This window comes from Collinsella sp. OM08-14AT (assembly GCF_003438115.1).
GTDB lineage: Bacteria > Actinomycetota > Coriobacteriia > Coriobacteriales > Coriobacteriaceae > Collinsella.
The window spans coordinates 73,398-88,435 of sequence record NZ_QSTE01000008.1 but is presented as its reverse complement, the minus strand read 5'-3'; the positions used below and the strand labels follow the sequence as shown (position 1 = coordinate 88,435).

Sequence of the window (15,038 nt, the reverse complement as noted above, 5' to 3'; positions counted from 1 at the left end):
ACAGTTGTACAGTATCTCAAATTTCAGCAGGTCGCAAAACCACAACCCGCACAAATTAACAATCCGAATAGTCATCGGGGGCGTTCTTAAACGACCAGTCAAACAAGAACGTCCCCGATGACTACTTAGGGCCACGAAAGCGTCGCAGGTTGAGCATAAGTCAGCGAAAACGCCCCTGAGCGAGCAAGGTGACGTGAAAGAGGAGGGAAGCGTACTTTGGTACGCGACCGACGATTGAACGTCAGATTGCCGCTTAGGGGCGTTTGCAGCGTCGACCGGTCCGTCGTTCGTTAGAACGACGGAACCAATAGGTTCGTTAGAACGGCGGACCCAAAGGCGTAACTACTTAACTACATCAAGTTGCAAACAGCCGCCGCGAAGGCAACGGGGTCCTCGGGGAGGATGCCCTCGACCAGCAGGGCCTGATCGTAGAGCAGGCCGGAGTACTGCTTGATCTTGTCGGCGTCACCTGCCTTCTGGGCAGCGACAAGCTTGTCAAAGACCGGGTGCTTGGCGTTGAGCTCGAGAACGCGCTGGCTCTTGGGCATGCCGTCGGGCGCGCCCTCGGGCCCCTTCTGGAGCACCTTCTCCATCTCGAGCGAAAGCGGACCCTCGGTGGTGATGCAAGCGGGGGCATCGGTCAGGCGCGCGGAGACGGCAACTTTCTCGACCTTGTCACCGAGTGCCTCCTTCATAGCGCTAAAGAGGTCCTCGTTTTCCTTGGTGGCGTCCTCGGCCTCCTTCTTCTCGTCATCGGTCGCCATGTCAAGATCGCCGGTCGCGACGTTCTTAAGCTCCAGGTGACGATCCCCGATCTCGGGCTCGGCACCATCGGCAACTGCCTTCTCGGCAGCCTCGCGAGCAGCGTCATCCTCGTAGACCTTGGGCATATCGGCAGCCACGTACTCACGCATGGCCTGGAAGGTGAACTCATCCACGTCCTGCGTCAGCAGCAGTACATCGTAGCCGCGGTCGAGCACGCCCTTCACGACGGGCATCTTGGCCAGACGCTCGCGCGAATCGCCGGCGGCATAGTAGATTGCCTTCTGGCCCTCGGGCATGCCCTTGGCATACTCGGCAAGGGTGATCATCTTCTGCTCCTTGGCAGACCAGAACAGCAGCAGGTCGGCGAGCTCGTCGGCCTTCATGCCGTAGCTCGAGTAGATGCCATACTTAAGGCCGCGGCCAAAGTTCTCAAAGAACTTCTCGTATGCCTCACGGTCGTTGTCGCGCATGTCCTCAAGGTCGGCGGTAATCTTCTTTTCCACACGCTTGGCGATAGCCTTGAGCTGACGGTTCTGCTGCAGCGTCTCGCGCGAGATGTTGAGCGACACGTCGGCGGAATCCACGACGCCACGGACAAAGTTGTAGTAGTCGGGCAGCAGGTCGTCGCACTTCTCCATAATCAGCACGTTGGAGCTGTAGAGCGCCAGGCCCTTCTCGTAGTCCTTGCTGTACAGATCGAACGGGGCGCGGCCCGGCACAAACAGCAGGGCGTCGTACTCGAGCGTGCCCTCAGCATGGAAGCTGATGGTGCGTGCAGGATCGTCAAAGTCGTGGAACGTTGACTTGTAGAACTCGTCGTAGTCCTTCTGCTCGACATCGGAGCTGCGCTTTTTCCAGATCGGCGTCATTGAGTTGACGGTCTCGAGCTCCTGGTAGTCCTCGTACTCGGGCGTGTAGTCATCGCCAGCATCCTCGGGCTTGGGCTTCTGGCGGCTCTTGGACACCATCATCTGAATCGGGTAGCGCACATAGTTGCTGTACTGCTGAATCAGGCTCTTGAGGCCCCACTCGGTCAGGAAGCGATCGTAGGTCTCGGCCTCGCCGTCGGCGTCGAGCTTCTCGTTCTCGCGCAGCGTCAGGATGACATCGGTACCGTGCTCAGCACGCTCGCCATCCTCGATGGTGTAGCCCTCAAGACCGTCGGACTCCCAAACGTGGGCGATATCCTCGCCATAAGCGCGGCTGACGACCTTCACGTGGCTGGCGACCATAAAGGCGGAGTAGAAACCCACGCCAAACTGACCGATGATGTCGACATCGGAACCCTGCTGCTCGGCGTTCTCAGTCTTAAACTCCTCGGAGCCGGAATGGGCGATGGTGCCCAGATTGCGCTCGAGCTCCTCGGCGGTCATGCCGATACCGTTATCCGAAATGGTGATGGTACGGGCATCTTTATCAAAGGAAACACGAATAGCCAGGTCGCCCTGGTCGAGCTTGACGCTCGGGTCCTGCAGGCTCTTAAAGTTGAGCTTGTCGACGGCATCGCTCGCGTTGGAGATAAGCTCGCGCAGGAAGATTTCCTTATTGGTGTAGATGGAGTTGATCATGAGGTCGAGCAGTTTTTTGCTCTCGGTCTTAAATTGACGCATGTGCAGTCCTTTCGCGCTACCCCCGTCCGCAAAAACGGCCCGGTTGCCCGAGCCGCATTGCAGACCTGCTATGTTCAGACTTAGATTTTATAACCCATTAGCGCGCATATATACATACGGAATCGAAAAACTGTATGTCCGAGCGCTCTGATGCGCCAATTGCCAAGGAGTGTCCCAAACTGCCGGCAGGAAAGGAACGTCCCTATCTGCCATCTACGCGCTTGGCCATCCAAGCATGGGGCTGGCCCTCGTCTTCGTAGTCCACCGGGGCAATCTGCGTGTAGCCCGCCTTGGCATAGAGCGGCAGCACGTATTCCTGCGCATGCAGCTTAATGAGCTTGGCGCCGGCAGCACGCGCGCACGTATCACTTGCCTCGACGATCGCACTCGCCAATCCGCGACGACGCATAGCCGGCAGCACTGCGACGCGCCCCATAATGTAGGTCTCCCCCGCCGCAACGCCTTCGTCCATGTCGCATGCCGGCAACACCGGGGCCTCTGCGTCAGCCACGCGCTCAAGCTCTTCGGGAAACACGCGCGAGCAACCGGCAAGCTCGCCGTCTACATAGAGCGTCACATGAATGCAGTTCGGATCCTCGTCGATAGCGTCGAACTCATTCTCGTAGCCCTGCTCGTCCATAAAAACGACGCGGCGCACCAACGCCGCGTCATCAAAGCATCCCGTCTTAAGTTGAATATCCATGGCTGCCCCTTCATTCAATGCGAACGTTAGGGACAGATTTTAGCGAAAATGAGCTCCGCGCACGCTAAACTTCGCGCGAGCCTTCGCCAGGCAATCGTAATGACCCACGTTATGGGCATCGCTCGCGATGAAGCTGTACAGGTTCTGATCGAACAGGCGCTGTGCCGGCTTTTTCTCGCGACCAAAGCGACCGCCGGCAATAAAGTCCGCCGAAGCCTGCAGCTTGCAGCCCATATCGACCAGGCGCTCCGCCACGCTTACATCCTTTTGAACCGCACGATAGCGCTCAGGATGAGCGATGATCACCTGGTAGCCACGGCACTGCAAATCGTAAATCGTGTTCTCGTACTCTCTAAACGCATACGCATCGGCATGCGTCGAAAGCTCGAGCAGAAACTCGTTGGTTCCATCGAAATGCAAGTGCTCCGCGGCATCGATACCAAGCTCAACGAGCTTTCGATGGTTGACCTCGAAGCCCATCTGGAGCGGAAAACCGTCAGCGTTATCACGCAGCAGCTCAAAGGCATCCCACATCTTGTCGTAATCAAAATAGGGATCACGGCAGTGAGGAGTGCAAACGATTCTGGTTACACCGACCCGCTTGGCAGCCTCGAGCATCGCCAAGCTCTCATCGAGATCGGCGGCGCCGTCGTCTACACCCGGCAAGATATGGCAATGAATGTCACGCATAGGTCAGCCTTAATCAACTAAACGTTTGCTCGGTTGGTGAAGATGCCCTTTTTGGAAGTCCCCTGATCGTCGGAGCCCTTCTTCACCTTCTTACCGTCCTTGGTGTAGTAGGAGTAGTAGTACTCGCTGGTCTCAGTCTCGCAGTAGTTCATAACGGTACCGATGAGCTTGACCTTCTCGGACTTCTTAAGCTGACCGATAGCGTTGAGCGCCTCTTCGCGCTTGGTAAAGTCCTCGCGCACTACGAACAGCGTGCCGTCGGTCAGACTGGCGATCTCGGCAGCATCGATGAAGGTGCCGACCGGGGGAGCGTCGAAGATGACGTACTGGAACTTGGCGGACAATGCCTTTACCAGCTTGGCAAAGCGGTGAGAGACGATGATGTCGGCAGGATTGGGAATATGCGGCTCGGCATCGAGGAAGTAGAAGTTCTTCTGACCCGTCTCGACAATTGCCTGGTCAATGGAGATCTGCTCGGAAAGGACCGCATAGAGTCCGCCGCGCGAACGAACGCCGAGCATATCGGAAAGAGACCTGCGGCGCATATCGGCCTCGACCAGGAGCACGGACTTGCCGCTCGTGGCGATAGCCTGGGCAAGGTTAATGGAAACCGTAGACTTGCCCTCGTTGGGAATCGAGGAGGTAACGGTGATGGTGCGAATGGGGTCGTCCACGCTCGCAAAGCGGATGTTGGCCAGAAGGGTCTTGGCGGCATTCTGTACAACGAGCTTGTCGGTGTTCTTTGCCTTAGCCATGCCTATTTACCACCTTTCATAGCCGGAATTCGGCCAACAACGGGAATACCTAGGAGCTCTTCTGCCTCTTCGGCACCGCGAATGCGGGTATTGAGCATGTCTGCCAAAACGACATAGGCAACTGCGATAAAGATACCGGCGAGGAACGCGACGGCAATATACAGCGTGCGCTTGGGGCCACTGGGAGCTTCGGGGGTCTTAGCCTCGTCGATAACGTTGATGCTCTGGGCAGCGCCGACGTTCTGAGCGACCGTACTCACCGAGCTGGCCATGGCCTTTGCGACCTCAGCCGTCTCCTTGGCATCGGTGCCGGTAACCGAAAGCGTAATGACACGCGTGGTGGTCTCGGAGGAAACAGACACCTTGTAGTCATCCAGATCGGTGAGGCCCAGTTCTTTGGCGGCGCCGCTCTTGACGCTATCGCTATCAAGCAGCGTGGCGATATCGTTGGAAAGCATCTGGCTCGCCGAGAGATCGTTGTAGCTCATCTGACCGCTATCGTCGGTCTTGGCGAGAATGTACATGCTCGTCGTCGCGGTATAGGTGTTGTCCATCGCAGCGAAGGACACGATGCCCATGGCGATCGCGCAGACCACCGGAAGGGTGATGACCAGCTTGAGGTGCTTCTTCAGCAGCTGGAACAGTTCGAGAAGGGTCATGCAGCTTGCCTTTCATTTCCCCAGTTCGGATTGACAAAACTATCCGTATGTTATCGCATCTTTTTACCGAGACCAAACTCTATACATAAGAAACAGGCTCTCCTGTAAAAATGACGGAAGCGATCGTAAAATTGCACAACAACGCCGCACCCGAAAGTCCGATGCGGCGTCTACATCATTATCTATGTTGTATCGCTATGCGAATGGCTCCTCCTGCTGTATGGGAAACGCCACCGTAATGGTGGTTCCCACGCCCAACTCGCTCGATAGATCGAGCGTGGCATGATGATACAGGGCCGCATGCTTGACAATGGCAAGCCCCAGGCCGGTTCCGCCGCGTGCCTTGGACCTACTCTTGTCCACGCGATAGAACCGCTCAAATACCTTGCCCTGTTCTTCAGGCGCGATACCGATTCCCGTATCGGCGACCGCGAGGAACGGATGGCCTTCGTCGTTGGTGCCGCACTGCAGCGTAACCGTACCGCCGGGTCGATTGTAGCGGATGGCGTTGCTTGCCAGATTATAGATGAGCTCGTCGACCAAGCGCGACACGCCTTCGATGACCACAGGCTTGGTCTCATGACTTATCGTCACATTCGCCTGACGGGCAACCTGTTCAAGACGCTGTTCAACCGCGTAGATCACACGCGAGAGCTCAATAGGCTCCGTGGACCCAATGGGCACCGCCTCGCCCTCAGTTGCACGTTCGGCCTCGTCCAAGTTAGACAGCGTAAGGATGTCGTTGACAAGCGCTGCCAAGCGGCCCGCCTCACGATAGATGCGACCGCCAAAGTTGCGCAGGTCGTCCTCGCCCTCGACCATGCCATTTGCGATGAGCTCGGCATAGCCCGAAATCGCCGTAAGCGGCGTCTTGAGCTCATGGGTGATATTCGCCGTGAACTCGCGGCGCATACGGTCGTTGTCCGCTAGCACCGCCATTTGGCGCTTGAGTTCCTGGCGCTGCGACTCGATGCGCTCAAGCATGGGAACCATCTCGGCATAGGCGTGCTCATAGCTACGGCGTGGGTGATCCAAATCCACCTCTTGTAACGGCGCGATGATGGCACGGGACTCACGGCGCGCCATAAAAAACGAGAGTACTGCACCCGCTGCTGCGATAAGCAGCATCGGCGCCAGCATCGACAGCAAAATCGCCGCAACGCCAGGCTGGGCCTGCGCCAAGCGAACGACCTGGCCGTTATCAAGGGTGACGGCGCGATACAGCATAATCTCGTCGAGTGTAGAGCTTGCGCGCTCCGCGGAACCCGAACCACTCTCAAAGGCCTCGATGACCTCGGGGCGATCGCCATGGTTGGGCAGTGTGGAAGGCGACGCCTCGTTGTCGTAGGCAACCGATCCATCCTTGTTAATAAGCGTGATGCGTAAGTCCTCGCGATCGAGGCTACGCAAGAACGGGATGGGCTCCTGCTGCTCGTCGAGGGCGGCAGCAATGAGCTCGGTTTCCTGCGCCAGATTGGCACTCGTGGCATCCGCCAAGGTGTTTTGCACAAAGAACGCACCCAGCACCGTAAACGCCACGATAACCGCCATGGCGCAAACAAAGATCGTCACAAAAACGCGGTGCGACAGCGTTTGTTTTCCCTGGGGGGCGAAGACCACGGGTTACTCCTCCGATGCGGTGGACGCGGTGTCGTCACCTTCGGCACCATCACCGGCAGAAGGCTCAGCCAAGCGGTAGCCCACGCCGCGCACGGTCTCGATGGCGCTGGCATGCTCGCCCAGTTTTTGGCGAAGCGTCTGCACGTGCACGTCAACGGTGCGCGAACCGCCGTCGAAGTCCCAGCCCCACACGCTCTGCAGCAACGACTCGCGGGTAAAGACCACGCCGGGCTTGCGCATGAGATACTCAAGCAGGTCGAACTCGCGCAGGGTGAGCTTAAGCGGCTCGCCGGCAACGGTCACCTCGCGATGGCTGGGCGAGAGCACGATGTCGCCCACACTGAGCACATCGCTCGCCTGCTTGACCATGCCGCCGCGACGCAGCAGTGCGCGGCAACGGCTCGCAAGCTCCATGAGCGAAAACGGCTTAGTCAGGTAATCGTCGGCACCGCCATCGAGCGCCATCACCTTGTCGAGCTCGGTGTCCTTGGCAGTAAGCATCATGATGGGCACCGTCGCCGTCAGGCGGTCGGCACGCAGGCGACGCATAATTGCCAGGCCATCGGTATCGGGCAACATGATGTCGAGCAGGACAGCATCGGGCACCCGTCGCGCCACAGCAGCCTTAAACTCACCATCGCACGAAAAGCCCTCGGCCTCGATCCCCTGCTTGCGCAGCGCATAGACCGTCAAATCCCTGATGTTGTCATCGTCCTCGACGTAATAGATCATGTTGAACCCCTTTGCGGCCGGCATGACCGCATCTTAACCCTAAAGGTACCTTTACGAGATGGTATCAGCCAAAACGTCCCGTCAAATAATCCGCTGTGCGCGAATCGGTCGGTTTTTTGAAGAGCTGAGCGGTGGGCGCGTGCTCCACCAGCTCGCCCAGCAAGAAAAACGCGACCGAGTCGGAGATGCGCGCCGCCTGCTGCATATTGTGCGTAACGACCACCAACGTGCAGGTCTCCTTGAGCTCGCAGGCAAGCTGCTCCACCACCAGCGTCGACACGGGGTCGAGGGCGCTCGTGGGCTCATCCATCAGCAGGATGTCGGGTTGCACGGCAAGCGCGCGGGCGATGCACAGGCGCTGCTGCTGCCCGCCCGAAAGGCCCAGGCCCGACTCCTTGAGCTTGTCCTTGACCTCATCCCACAGAGCGGCTCGACGAAGGGAATCCTCGACCAGCTCATCCAGCACGGCGCGATCGCGCACGCCCATGCCACGGGGGCCGTACGCGACGTTGTCATAAATGCTCATGGGAAACGGGTTGGGGCGCTGGAACACCATGCCCACGCGCTGGCGCAAACGGCAGATGTCGTAATCGCCCAGGATATCTTGACCATCGAGCGCAATCTTGCCCTCGATGCGGCAATCCTTGATGCCGTCGTTCATGCGGTTAAAGCAGCGCAGCAACGTAGACTTTCCGCAGCCCGAAGGCCCGATGAACGAGGTGATCTGCTTATCGCGGATCTTGATATTCACGTCCTTGAGCGCATGGTGGTCGCCATAGAACAGGTCGAGGCCCTCGACGTCGATGCGCGTCGGCGAGGCGGCAAGATCCTCTGCCGTGGGGCGAGTCGCATCCCCAACCTCGCGCTCATGCGCGGCCTCGGCCTGCGCTTCCATGAGTTCTTCAAGCTCCGTGGGCTCCACAGCCGCAGCAGCCGTCATACCGCACACCTCCATATCGATATCAATTCAGCAGTATCGATAGTAGGAATCGCGGCTCATACGCACGTGAGCACATTGTCAAGTGTTTGTAAGGGCACGCTAGCTATGCGGCGGGCAGCTCGATGGTGAATATCGTGTGTTCGGGCGTCGATTCACATGCAACGGTACCGCCGTGTGCCGCGATGATCTCCTTGGCAATAGCAAGGCCCAAACCGGCACCACCGCGATTGGTCGCACGCGCCGCATCCAGGCGATAGAACTTCTCAAAGATCACCTTGAGCTTAGCCGCAGGGATAGGATCGCCCTGATTGATAAAGCGCACGCGCACGCCGCCATCGTCTTGGCGCCTGGCCTCAATCATGATAGTCGAGCCCTCATAGCTATAGGCGACGGCATTTTTCATGATGTTGTTGAACACGCGGGCCATCTTATCGCCATCCACGAGCACCGTCAGGTCCTCGCGAATATCAACCTGGGCTTCCTTATGCTGCTCGTTGAGGATGGGATAGAACTCGTCAGCCACCTGAGCCAGCAGCAACCCCAGATCAACATAGCCGCGCGTGAGCACGATATCGTGGAAGTCAAAGCGCGTGATATCGAAGAACTCTTCGATGAGCGCATCGAGCCGGTGCGCCTTGTCGAGCGCCACGCCCGTAAAGTGTGCACGTTGCTCAACCGGCAGCTCGGGAGCCTCTTGCAGCAGCGAAAGATAGCCCACCACACTGGCAAGCGGGGTGCGTAGGTCATGTGCCAAGTACGTGACCAGATCGTCCTTGCGATGAGACTCGTCACGCAAGGCCTGCTGCACCTTGCGCTCGCGATCGCGCACACGGTTGAGTGCGCCCTCGACCTCCAGGAAGTCGCCGTCGATGTTGTCCCAGGTGTCGGGGTGATCGATCAGGCAATCTTGAATACGAGCGGCCAGCACACAATCGGCATGCTGCTCGCCCTGCTCGTAGCCCTGGCAGTACAGGGCGCGGCCGCAAAAGAACAGCACGCACACGGCAAGCGCCAGCACAAAGCCAAGCATGTTGAATACAAAGCCGGCATCGAACAGCACCGGCCCTTCGATGCCGCCGAGTGCCATGGCGCCAATCGCCAACGTCATGGCCCACGCGGCACCGCCAATCACCACGCAGCGGCGTACGATTTCAAATCGATCGATCAGCAAAAAGCCGACAAGCAGCACCGCCAAGATTCCAGCGATGTTATCGATGCCAATCAGCAGCAGGCTCAGCAAAAAGAGCAGCACCGTTGCAAGCGCGCGGTTGTCGACGACCGACCTCACGTATTCAAAGAGTCGATCGGGCACCTCGAATGCCTGCCTATCGTCTTTTGTCATATCCACTTCCCCACCATCAAAGGCGTTATTCGATTATGTAGCCGACGCCCCAGACGTTTTTGATAAAGCGCGGCTTTTGAGCGTCGTCACCGATCTTTTCGCGCAGGTGGCGAATGTGCACCATCACCGTATTGTTGGAGCCGGGCATAAAATCCTCGTTCCACACCGCGCGGAACAGATCCTCCACGGCCACCACACTGCCGCGATGCTCGACCAGATACAGCAAGATGGAATACTCGATGGGCGTGAGGCGAACCGGCGCACCGTCCACCGTTACGGAACGGGCATCGCGGTTGATCTCTAGGCCGTCGAACTGGATGGTCGGCGACTCGGCCGCCTGCGCACGGCTACCGTAGCTGGTGTAGCGACGAAGCTGAGCGTGCACGCGCGCGATGAGCTCCAGCGGGCGGAACGGCTTAACCACGTAATCGTCCGCGCCAAGCGAAAGGCCCTCGATCTTGTCTTGCTGGGCATCGCGCGCCGTCAGCATGATCACGGGATAGGTATGGCTGGAACGGATCGTGCGCAGCAACTCAAGCCCATCGATATCGGGCAGCATGACATCCAGCAGCGCCAGATCGAACTCCTGCTCCAAGATTGCCTTGGCAGCATCGGCCCCGCTATAGGCGACCTGTACGTCAAAGCCTTCTTTTGTAAGGTAGATACCAACCAAGTCGGCGATGGCCTTTTCGTCATCAACTACCAAAATGCGCTCGTTCATGCGTGCTCCTCTCGCGCTCCATTATGCCCGAGGGGGCGCATGCCACACACAACAAGCGTGGGTGATTAAGTCGGCCTTAAGCACCCTTGTGCCCGTTCGGGCGCGGATGTGGGCCACGCACGCACGCGATGATCGCCGACGCCGGCAAACGATATACTCTAGTTCCAGAAGAGACCATCCCGTCGAAAGCGAAATCCGTGAAGTCCCTCACCTCTTTTGCAAAGCGCTCAGCCCAGCTTGCCGCCGGCTTTGTCTGCGCTATCGCCCTTGCCGCTGGCGTGCCCACCGTCGCCGGCGCCCAAGTACTCACGACCGACAATGTTTGCGGCAAAACCGCCGATGCGCGCGGCATCACGGCCGAAAACCTGCCCGATATCGATGCGACCAATGCCCTCGTCATGGGCAAAGACGGCACCGTCTACTATGCCCGCGGCGCCGATGAGCAGGTCAAGATTGCCTCGATCACCAAGGTCATGACCGCAATCCTAACCGTCGAGAATTGCAAGATGGACGAGAAGGCCACGGTGAGCAACGCCGCAGCCACCGTGGGCAATTCAACAGCCGGCCTACTCGAAGGCGACGAGCTCACCGTGAAGCAGGCACCGCGCGGCCTGATGATTCCCTCGGGCAACGACGCCGCCATCGTGCTCGCCGAATATGTGGGCAAGAAGATCGACCCTAAGACCAAAGACGCCGAGGCAACCTTTGTGAAGGCCATGAACGAGCGCGCTAAGAAGCTCGGCTGCACCGGTACGCTTTTTGAAAACCCGCATGGTCTGGACTTTGATGAGTGGGCTGGCGATATGCACTCAACCGCACACGACGTAGCGCTGATGATGCAGGAGGCCATGAAAAACGACACGATCCGCGAGGTCGTAGCGAGCGAGGATTCCTGGATCGAGGTCACGGGCGCCGACGGCACCGACCATTCGCATTCCATGGACACGCATAACTATTTGCTGGGCCAAGATGGCAACATCGGTGGCAAGACCGGCACCACCGACGACGCGGGCTATTGCTTTACGAGCGCCTACAACCGAGACGGCGACGAGATCTACACCGTCGTTTTGAACTCCACCACCACCGACCAGCGCTTTACCGATACCGCAACCCTTGCCAATTGGTACTACGGTCACAAGGTGACGGTCGCAATCGCCAACACACAGGAAAAGACCGCCAACGGCAACCCGCTTATGGCGCGCATTGGTCAAACCGACTGGACGGATAAGACGATCGACGCCACACTCGCCGATCCCACGGCGCAAGCGACCGTGTTTTCCCTTGCCGGCGAGGTGACCGAAAAGGTTAGCTACGACGATCTTTCGGGCACGGTGCATGTGGGCGACAAGGTGGGCAGCGTCACGCTCAAGCAGGACGGCACCAAGATCGCCGTCATGGACCTGGTTGCCGACGAGGAAGGCGCAGGGCCGAATCCCATTGAATGGCTGCTCGTGAAGCTCGATCGCTTGGGCCGTCGCATCGACAACCGCCCACTCACGGCAGAAAGCGAGACCGTCGCCAAGGCGCCCGAGGTGTAGGGCGCAAGAATAATAAGTCCACTGAAAGGAGGCGTCCGAAAGGATGCCTCCTTTTTTTGAGGGTTCGAATCCCCAGCCGCCATTCTTGATAATAAAAAGGGCCCCAAATGGGACCCTTCTTCAAATTCGTACTGGCGGAGAGCTGGGGATTCGAACCCCAGATGCCCTTTTGGGGCATACTCGCTTAGCAGGCGAGCACCTTCGGCCTCTCGGTCAGCTCTCCGTAACAGCCGTTCTATAGTAACCAAACAGCCAAGGATGAGCAAGAGGAAATTTTCTAATTGCCTAGCAGCCTTTCCTTCTTGAAAGCTTCGCCTACCCCAGCGAGCGGTTGAGGGAGCCGAGCTCGTCGTTGCCCATGGTGCGCCACATTTGGAAGATACAACCGCGCGCCAGGAAAAAGAAACCGTTGTCGACCAGTTGCACAGCGGCATCTGCCAGCTGATTCGTCACGGCGGACACTGGCGGCAGCTCTAGTCCAGCCTTATGGATGGTCTCGACCGCTTCCTCGAACGTCGGAGGCTCGCTGACGCCCATCTCGTTCATAAGGCCCTGCATTTCTTCCAGCGCGCTGCTGCCCGACTCCTCGCCGCGCGGCACCAGACGGTAACAAGCCAGCGCCAGGTCGAGCTGATCGCAATTCCAATAGGCAAACGCCAAGCGATAGAACAGGTAGCCGATTGCAGAACGATCGCTGGCAATACGTAGGCCGTGGCGCGCCACCTCGATAATCTCGTCAAAGCGCTCCAGACGCGCAAGCACGTTGATGAGCGCAAAGTGCGACTGCATGGACGAGCGCGCCAGATCGTAAAGATGGCGCACCTCGGGCAGTGCTCGTTCAAAGTCCTCTTGCTCGGCGTAAAAGCTGCAGATCTCGTGCTGGGCAAAGTACAGCGCATCGGGCGCACGAAGGATTCGCACAGAGCGGTCTTCTTCCAACACCGGTAGCACCATGCGCACCAGCTGGTTATCGCAAAACTGCGTTTGAACCGGACCTGTCGCCAAAAGCTCGGCGACGGCGCACTTAGCCTCCAACTCCTCAACAAGACGGGAAAAGCCTTCAAAAGCACCTGTACGGTCGACTTTTGCCTGCTCGCGCAATTCAACAACACGGGCCACGTATGGGTCGTCGTCCTCTTCCATGACCTCCAGCTCGTCAGCCGTATCGGCAAGCAGCAGATCGCGCAGCGCCGGCGGCAGCATGCGATGGTCATCACGCGGACGAGCATGAACCTCCGCAGGTTCAATCGTCTCCGGAGCGGTTGACTCATATGCCTCAAGCACACGCTTGCACGGCATATCGTCCATGTCTATACTCTCAAGATCCTTGGCGACAGGCACGCAATCGGCCAGATAGGCCGCGCGCCCAAAGAAATACGTTGCAACAACGCGCTCGCCCTGCTCACTGTCGGGAGCAGCAATCTGCACATAGCAGCGCGTGATGCAGGTGCCCGCGGCAAAACACGCTGCCGCAAGCGTGAGCGCCACGCGCGCATCGTGCTCCGCGGCCCAGATCGTGCGCGTGTCCTCGTCCAGCTCGTGCCAGGCGTCATCTTGAGCGTCGTATTCACGTTGCGGCATGGCATCAACGACAGACTGCCCAAACCGAACGAGCATAATCCCCTCGGCAACGTTTGCCCGATAGGTATAGTCGAGCCGCGTGACCACGTTAAGCGCCTCGACAATACGCGCGAAGCGGGTACGCACATCCCACTCACCGCCCGGTTGGCAAGCCACCGTACCCGGTTCGCCCCACGGGTTATCGCTCGAGGCCGTATCGAGCAGTCGGGGAACATCGTTGGTCGTCTTAGCGATATGCCACGCATCGAAGAGCGCGCAGCCCTCAAGGCTCGGCGACGAGGCCGCGGGGACCAATCCAGCCCCGATGCGCTCAAGGATGCCGGAGAGGCGGTTGAGACGGCACTCGATGGCGAGCAGCGTGTCAATTTCGTCCTGCTCCAGCAGACTACGATCAAAATTGAGATAGAAAAGCTTTGAGCGATCGATGCGAGCCAGGCTCATCTCGGACTTAGCGGCGATGGTGCGCAAGCGGGGCAAGTCAATTTCACTCATAAGGGCGGCGGCATAGCGCTCGATACCGCTCGGATTCTCGGCATGGTCAACGCGGTAAAGCAGCGTCTCGATAGCATCAGGGAGCGGTGCCGTGTTAAAGCCCAAAAACACCTCGACCGGCTCGGGCAACTTTACGAGCTTGATCTTGTCGATAACATTTTGCATACCCTCGTCGAGTCCGCCGGCGTCCGCCGTGCTCGCAATGGCATTTTCGGAGTCAGCGAATATCACGTAGCGCAGGAACATCGATGCCATGAACTCGCCGTAAGGAAGGGAGCGGGTCGAATTCCATGTCTCGTGGTCGGACTGCTCGCGCATGGGGCCTTCGGGAGAGCCGACGGTTCGCGCGCACGCGCGCATCGTGCCGTTTGCTCCCCTCACCATAATCTCACCAATACCGGAGTCCGACTCGTCAAGGACCAGTTCCATGTCGGGATCGTTGGGCAGCGGAGCCTCGCTAACGGGGCGGTCCACCTTGTACACCTCACCCGAAACGCTTACGTAGCCCAAAAGCGACACATGGCTTTTGCCAACGAATTCGACGACATAACAAGATTCATGCTGATCCTCGCCAAAGAGTTTCCAGACCACGCCATACGAGCGTCCCGCTGGCTGCTCGGGCATCGCCGGAAAGCGCTTCTTGGGATCGAGAAACCTGAGCTTGTATGTCGGACGCTCTGCCACGAAATATCACCCTGATCGGTCGCTTGAGAAGGAGTGGTCGCGAATAAGTCGCGACATCTACTCGGAATCTTACACGAGTCGACAGGAAATCGTCCCTTTGGACGAAAGCACTCAAGCTGGCGTAAAAGAAAAGCCCCCGTTGCCGGGAGCTTTAATCTCAAATGGTGCGGCGTATAGGATTCCGCGCATCCGCTGCGCGGATCCGC

The 15,038-nt window shown here is 58.5% G+C and carries 12 protein-coding genes and 1 tRNA gene; 1 reads left to right on the top strand and 12 read right to left on the bottom strand.

Features of this window, described 5'->3' with window-relative positions; translation table 11 throughout:
• Positions 1–350 precede the first annotated feature (350 nt).
• From htpG to DXC18_RS05930, 10 genes are all read right to left on the bottom strand, one after another.
• Positions 351–2,375 carry a molecular chaperone HtpG gene (gene htpG, locus DXC18_RS05975; RefSeq protein ID WP_117716629.1) on the bottom strand — a complete coding sequence of 675 codons (2,025 nt, stop codon included), beginning with the start codon at positions 2,373–2,375 and terminating at the stop codon, positions 351–353.
• 202 nt (positions 2,376–2,577) lie between these two features.
• Positions 2,578–3,078, bottom strand: a complete 501-nt coding sequence (locus tag DXC18_RS05970) for a GNAT family N-acetyltransferase (RefSeq protein ID WP_117716628.1) — start codon at positions 3,076–3,078, stop codon at positions 2,578–2,580.
• Positions 3,079–3,117: 39 nt separating this feature from the next.
• A complete protein-coding gene (locus tag DXC18_RS05965; protein WP_117716627.1) occupies positions 3,118–3,768 on the bottom strand; it encodes a tyrosine-protein phosphatase in 651 nt (216 codons plus the stop codon).
• Between the two features lie 17 nt (positions 3,769–3,785).
• The gene (locus tag DXC18_RS05960; RefSeq protein ID WP_055309657.1) at positions 3,786–4,523 is read right to left on the bottom strand and encodes a CpsD/CapB family tyrosine-protein kinase; all 738 of its coding nucleotides are present in this window, start codon (positions 4,521–4,523) and stop codon (positions 3,786–3,788) included.
• A 2-nt stretch (positions 4,524–4,525) separates the two neighbouring features.
• The gene (locus DXC18_RS05955; protein WP_117716626.1) at positions 4,526–5,182 is read right to left on the bottom strand and encodes a YveK family protein; all 657 of its coding nucleotides are present in this window, start codon (positions 5,180–5,182) and stop codon (positions 4,526–4,528) included.
• A gap of 195 nt (positions 5,183–5,377) precedes the next feature.
• A complete protein-coding gene (locus DXC18_RS05950; protein ID WP_233509024.1) occupies positions 5,378–6,754 on the bottom strand; it encodes a cell wall metabolism sensor histidine kinase WalK in 1,377 nt (458 codons plus the stop codon).
• A 51-nt stretch (positions 6,755–6,805) separates the two neighbouring features.
• On the bottom strand, positions 6,806–7,534 hold the full coding sequence (locus tag DXC18_RS05945) for a response regulator transcription factor (RefSeq protein WP_055250507.1): 729 nt from the start codon (positions 7,532–7,534) through the stop codon (positions 6,806–6,808).
• Positions 7,535–7,598: 64 nt separating this feature from the next.
• Entirely contained in the window at positions 7,599–8,474 is an 876-nt protein-coding gene (pstB, locus tag DXC18_RS05940; protein WP_199412220.1) for a phosphate ABC transporter ATP-binding protein PstB, read from the bottom strand.
• A 103-nt stretch (positions 8,475–8,577) separates the two neighbouring features.
• Positions 8,578–9,816: a sensor histidine kinase KdpD gene (locus DXC18_RS05935; RefSeq protein WP_117716624.1), complete on the bottom strand. Its 1,239-nt coding sequence runs from the start codon at positions 9,814–9,816 to the stop codon at positions 8,578–8,580.
• A 25-nt stretch (positions 9,817–9,841) separates the two neighbouring features.
• Positions 9,842–10,537, bottom strand: coding sequence for a response regulator transcription factor (locus DXC18_RS05930; protein WP_117716623.1), 696 nt, complete (start codon positions 10,535–10,537; stop codon positions 9,842–9,844).
• Between the two features lie 197 nt (positions 10,538–10,734).
• Between DXC18_RS05930 and DXC18_RS05925 the strand changes: the two genes are divergently transcribed.
• On the top strand, positions 10,735–12,075 hold the full coding sequence (locus DXC18_RS05925; protein WP_158551987.1) for a D-alanyl-D-alanine carboxypeptidase family protein: 1,341 nt from the start codon (positions 10,735–10,737) through the stop codon (positions 12,073–12,075).
• Between the two features lie 132 nt (positions 12,076–12,207).
• On the opposite strand, the gene DXC18_RS05920 is transcribed toward DXC18_RS05925, so the two are convergent.
• Together DXC18_RS05920 and DXC18_RS05915 are read right to left on the bottom strand one after the other, a co-directional pair.
• A tRNA-Ser gene (locus tag DXC18_RS05920) sits at positions 12,208–12,298 on the bottom strand.
• 92 nt (positions 12,299–12,390) lie between these two features.
• Positions 12,391–14,832, bottom strand: coding sequence for a lipopolysaccharide assembly protein LapB (locus tag DXC18_RS05915; RefSeq protein ID WP_117637376.1), 2,442 nt, complete (start codon positions 14,830–14,832; stop codon positions 12,391–12,393).
• Positions 14,833–15,038: the final 206 nt, after the last annotated feature.

Excerpts from the sequence above, each read along its gene's own strand:
- DXC18_RS05965 (WP_117716627.1), bottom strand. The coding sequence starts at position 3,768 with ATGCGTGACATTCATTGCCATATCTTGCCGGGTGTAGACGACGGCGCC.
- DXC18_RS05955 (WP_117716626.1), bottom strand. The coding sequence starts at position 5,182 with ATGACCCTTCTCGAACTGTTCCAGCTGCTGAAGAAGCACCTCAAGCTG.
- pstB (WP_199412220.1), bottom strand. The coding sequence starts at position 8,474 with ATGACGGCTGCTGCGGCTGTGGAGCCCACGGAGCTTGAAGAACTCATG.
- DXC18_RS05960 (WP_055309657.1), bottom strand. The coding sequence starts at position 4,523 with ATGGCTAAGGCAAAGAACACCGACAAGCTCGTTGTACAGAATGCCGCC.
- DXC18_RS05945 (WP_055250507.1), bottom strand. The coding sequence starts at position 7,534 with ATGATCTATTACGTCGAGGACGATGACAACATCAGGGATTTGACGGTC.
- DXC18_RS05935 (WP_117716624.1), bottom strand. The coding sequence starts at position 9,816 with ATGACAAAAGACGATAGGCAGGCATTCGAGGTGCCCGATCGACTCTTT.
- DXC18_RS05930 (WP_117716623.1), bottom strand. The coding sequence starts at position 10,537 with ATGAACGAGCGCATTTTGGTAGTTGATGACGAAAAGGCCATCGCCGAC.
- htpG (WP_117716629.1), bottom strand. The coding sequence starts at position 2,375 with ATGCGTCAATTTAAGACCGAGAGCAAAAAACTGCTCGACCTCATGATC.
- DXC18_RS05970 (WP_117716628.1), bottom strand. The coding sequence starts at position 3,078 with ATGGATATTCAACTTAAGACGGGATGCTTTGATGACGCGGCGTTGGTG.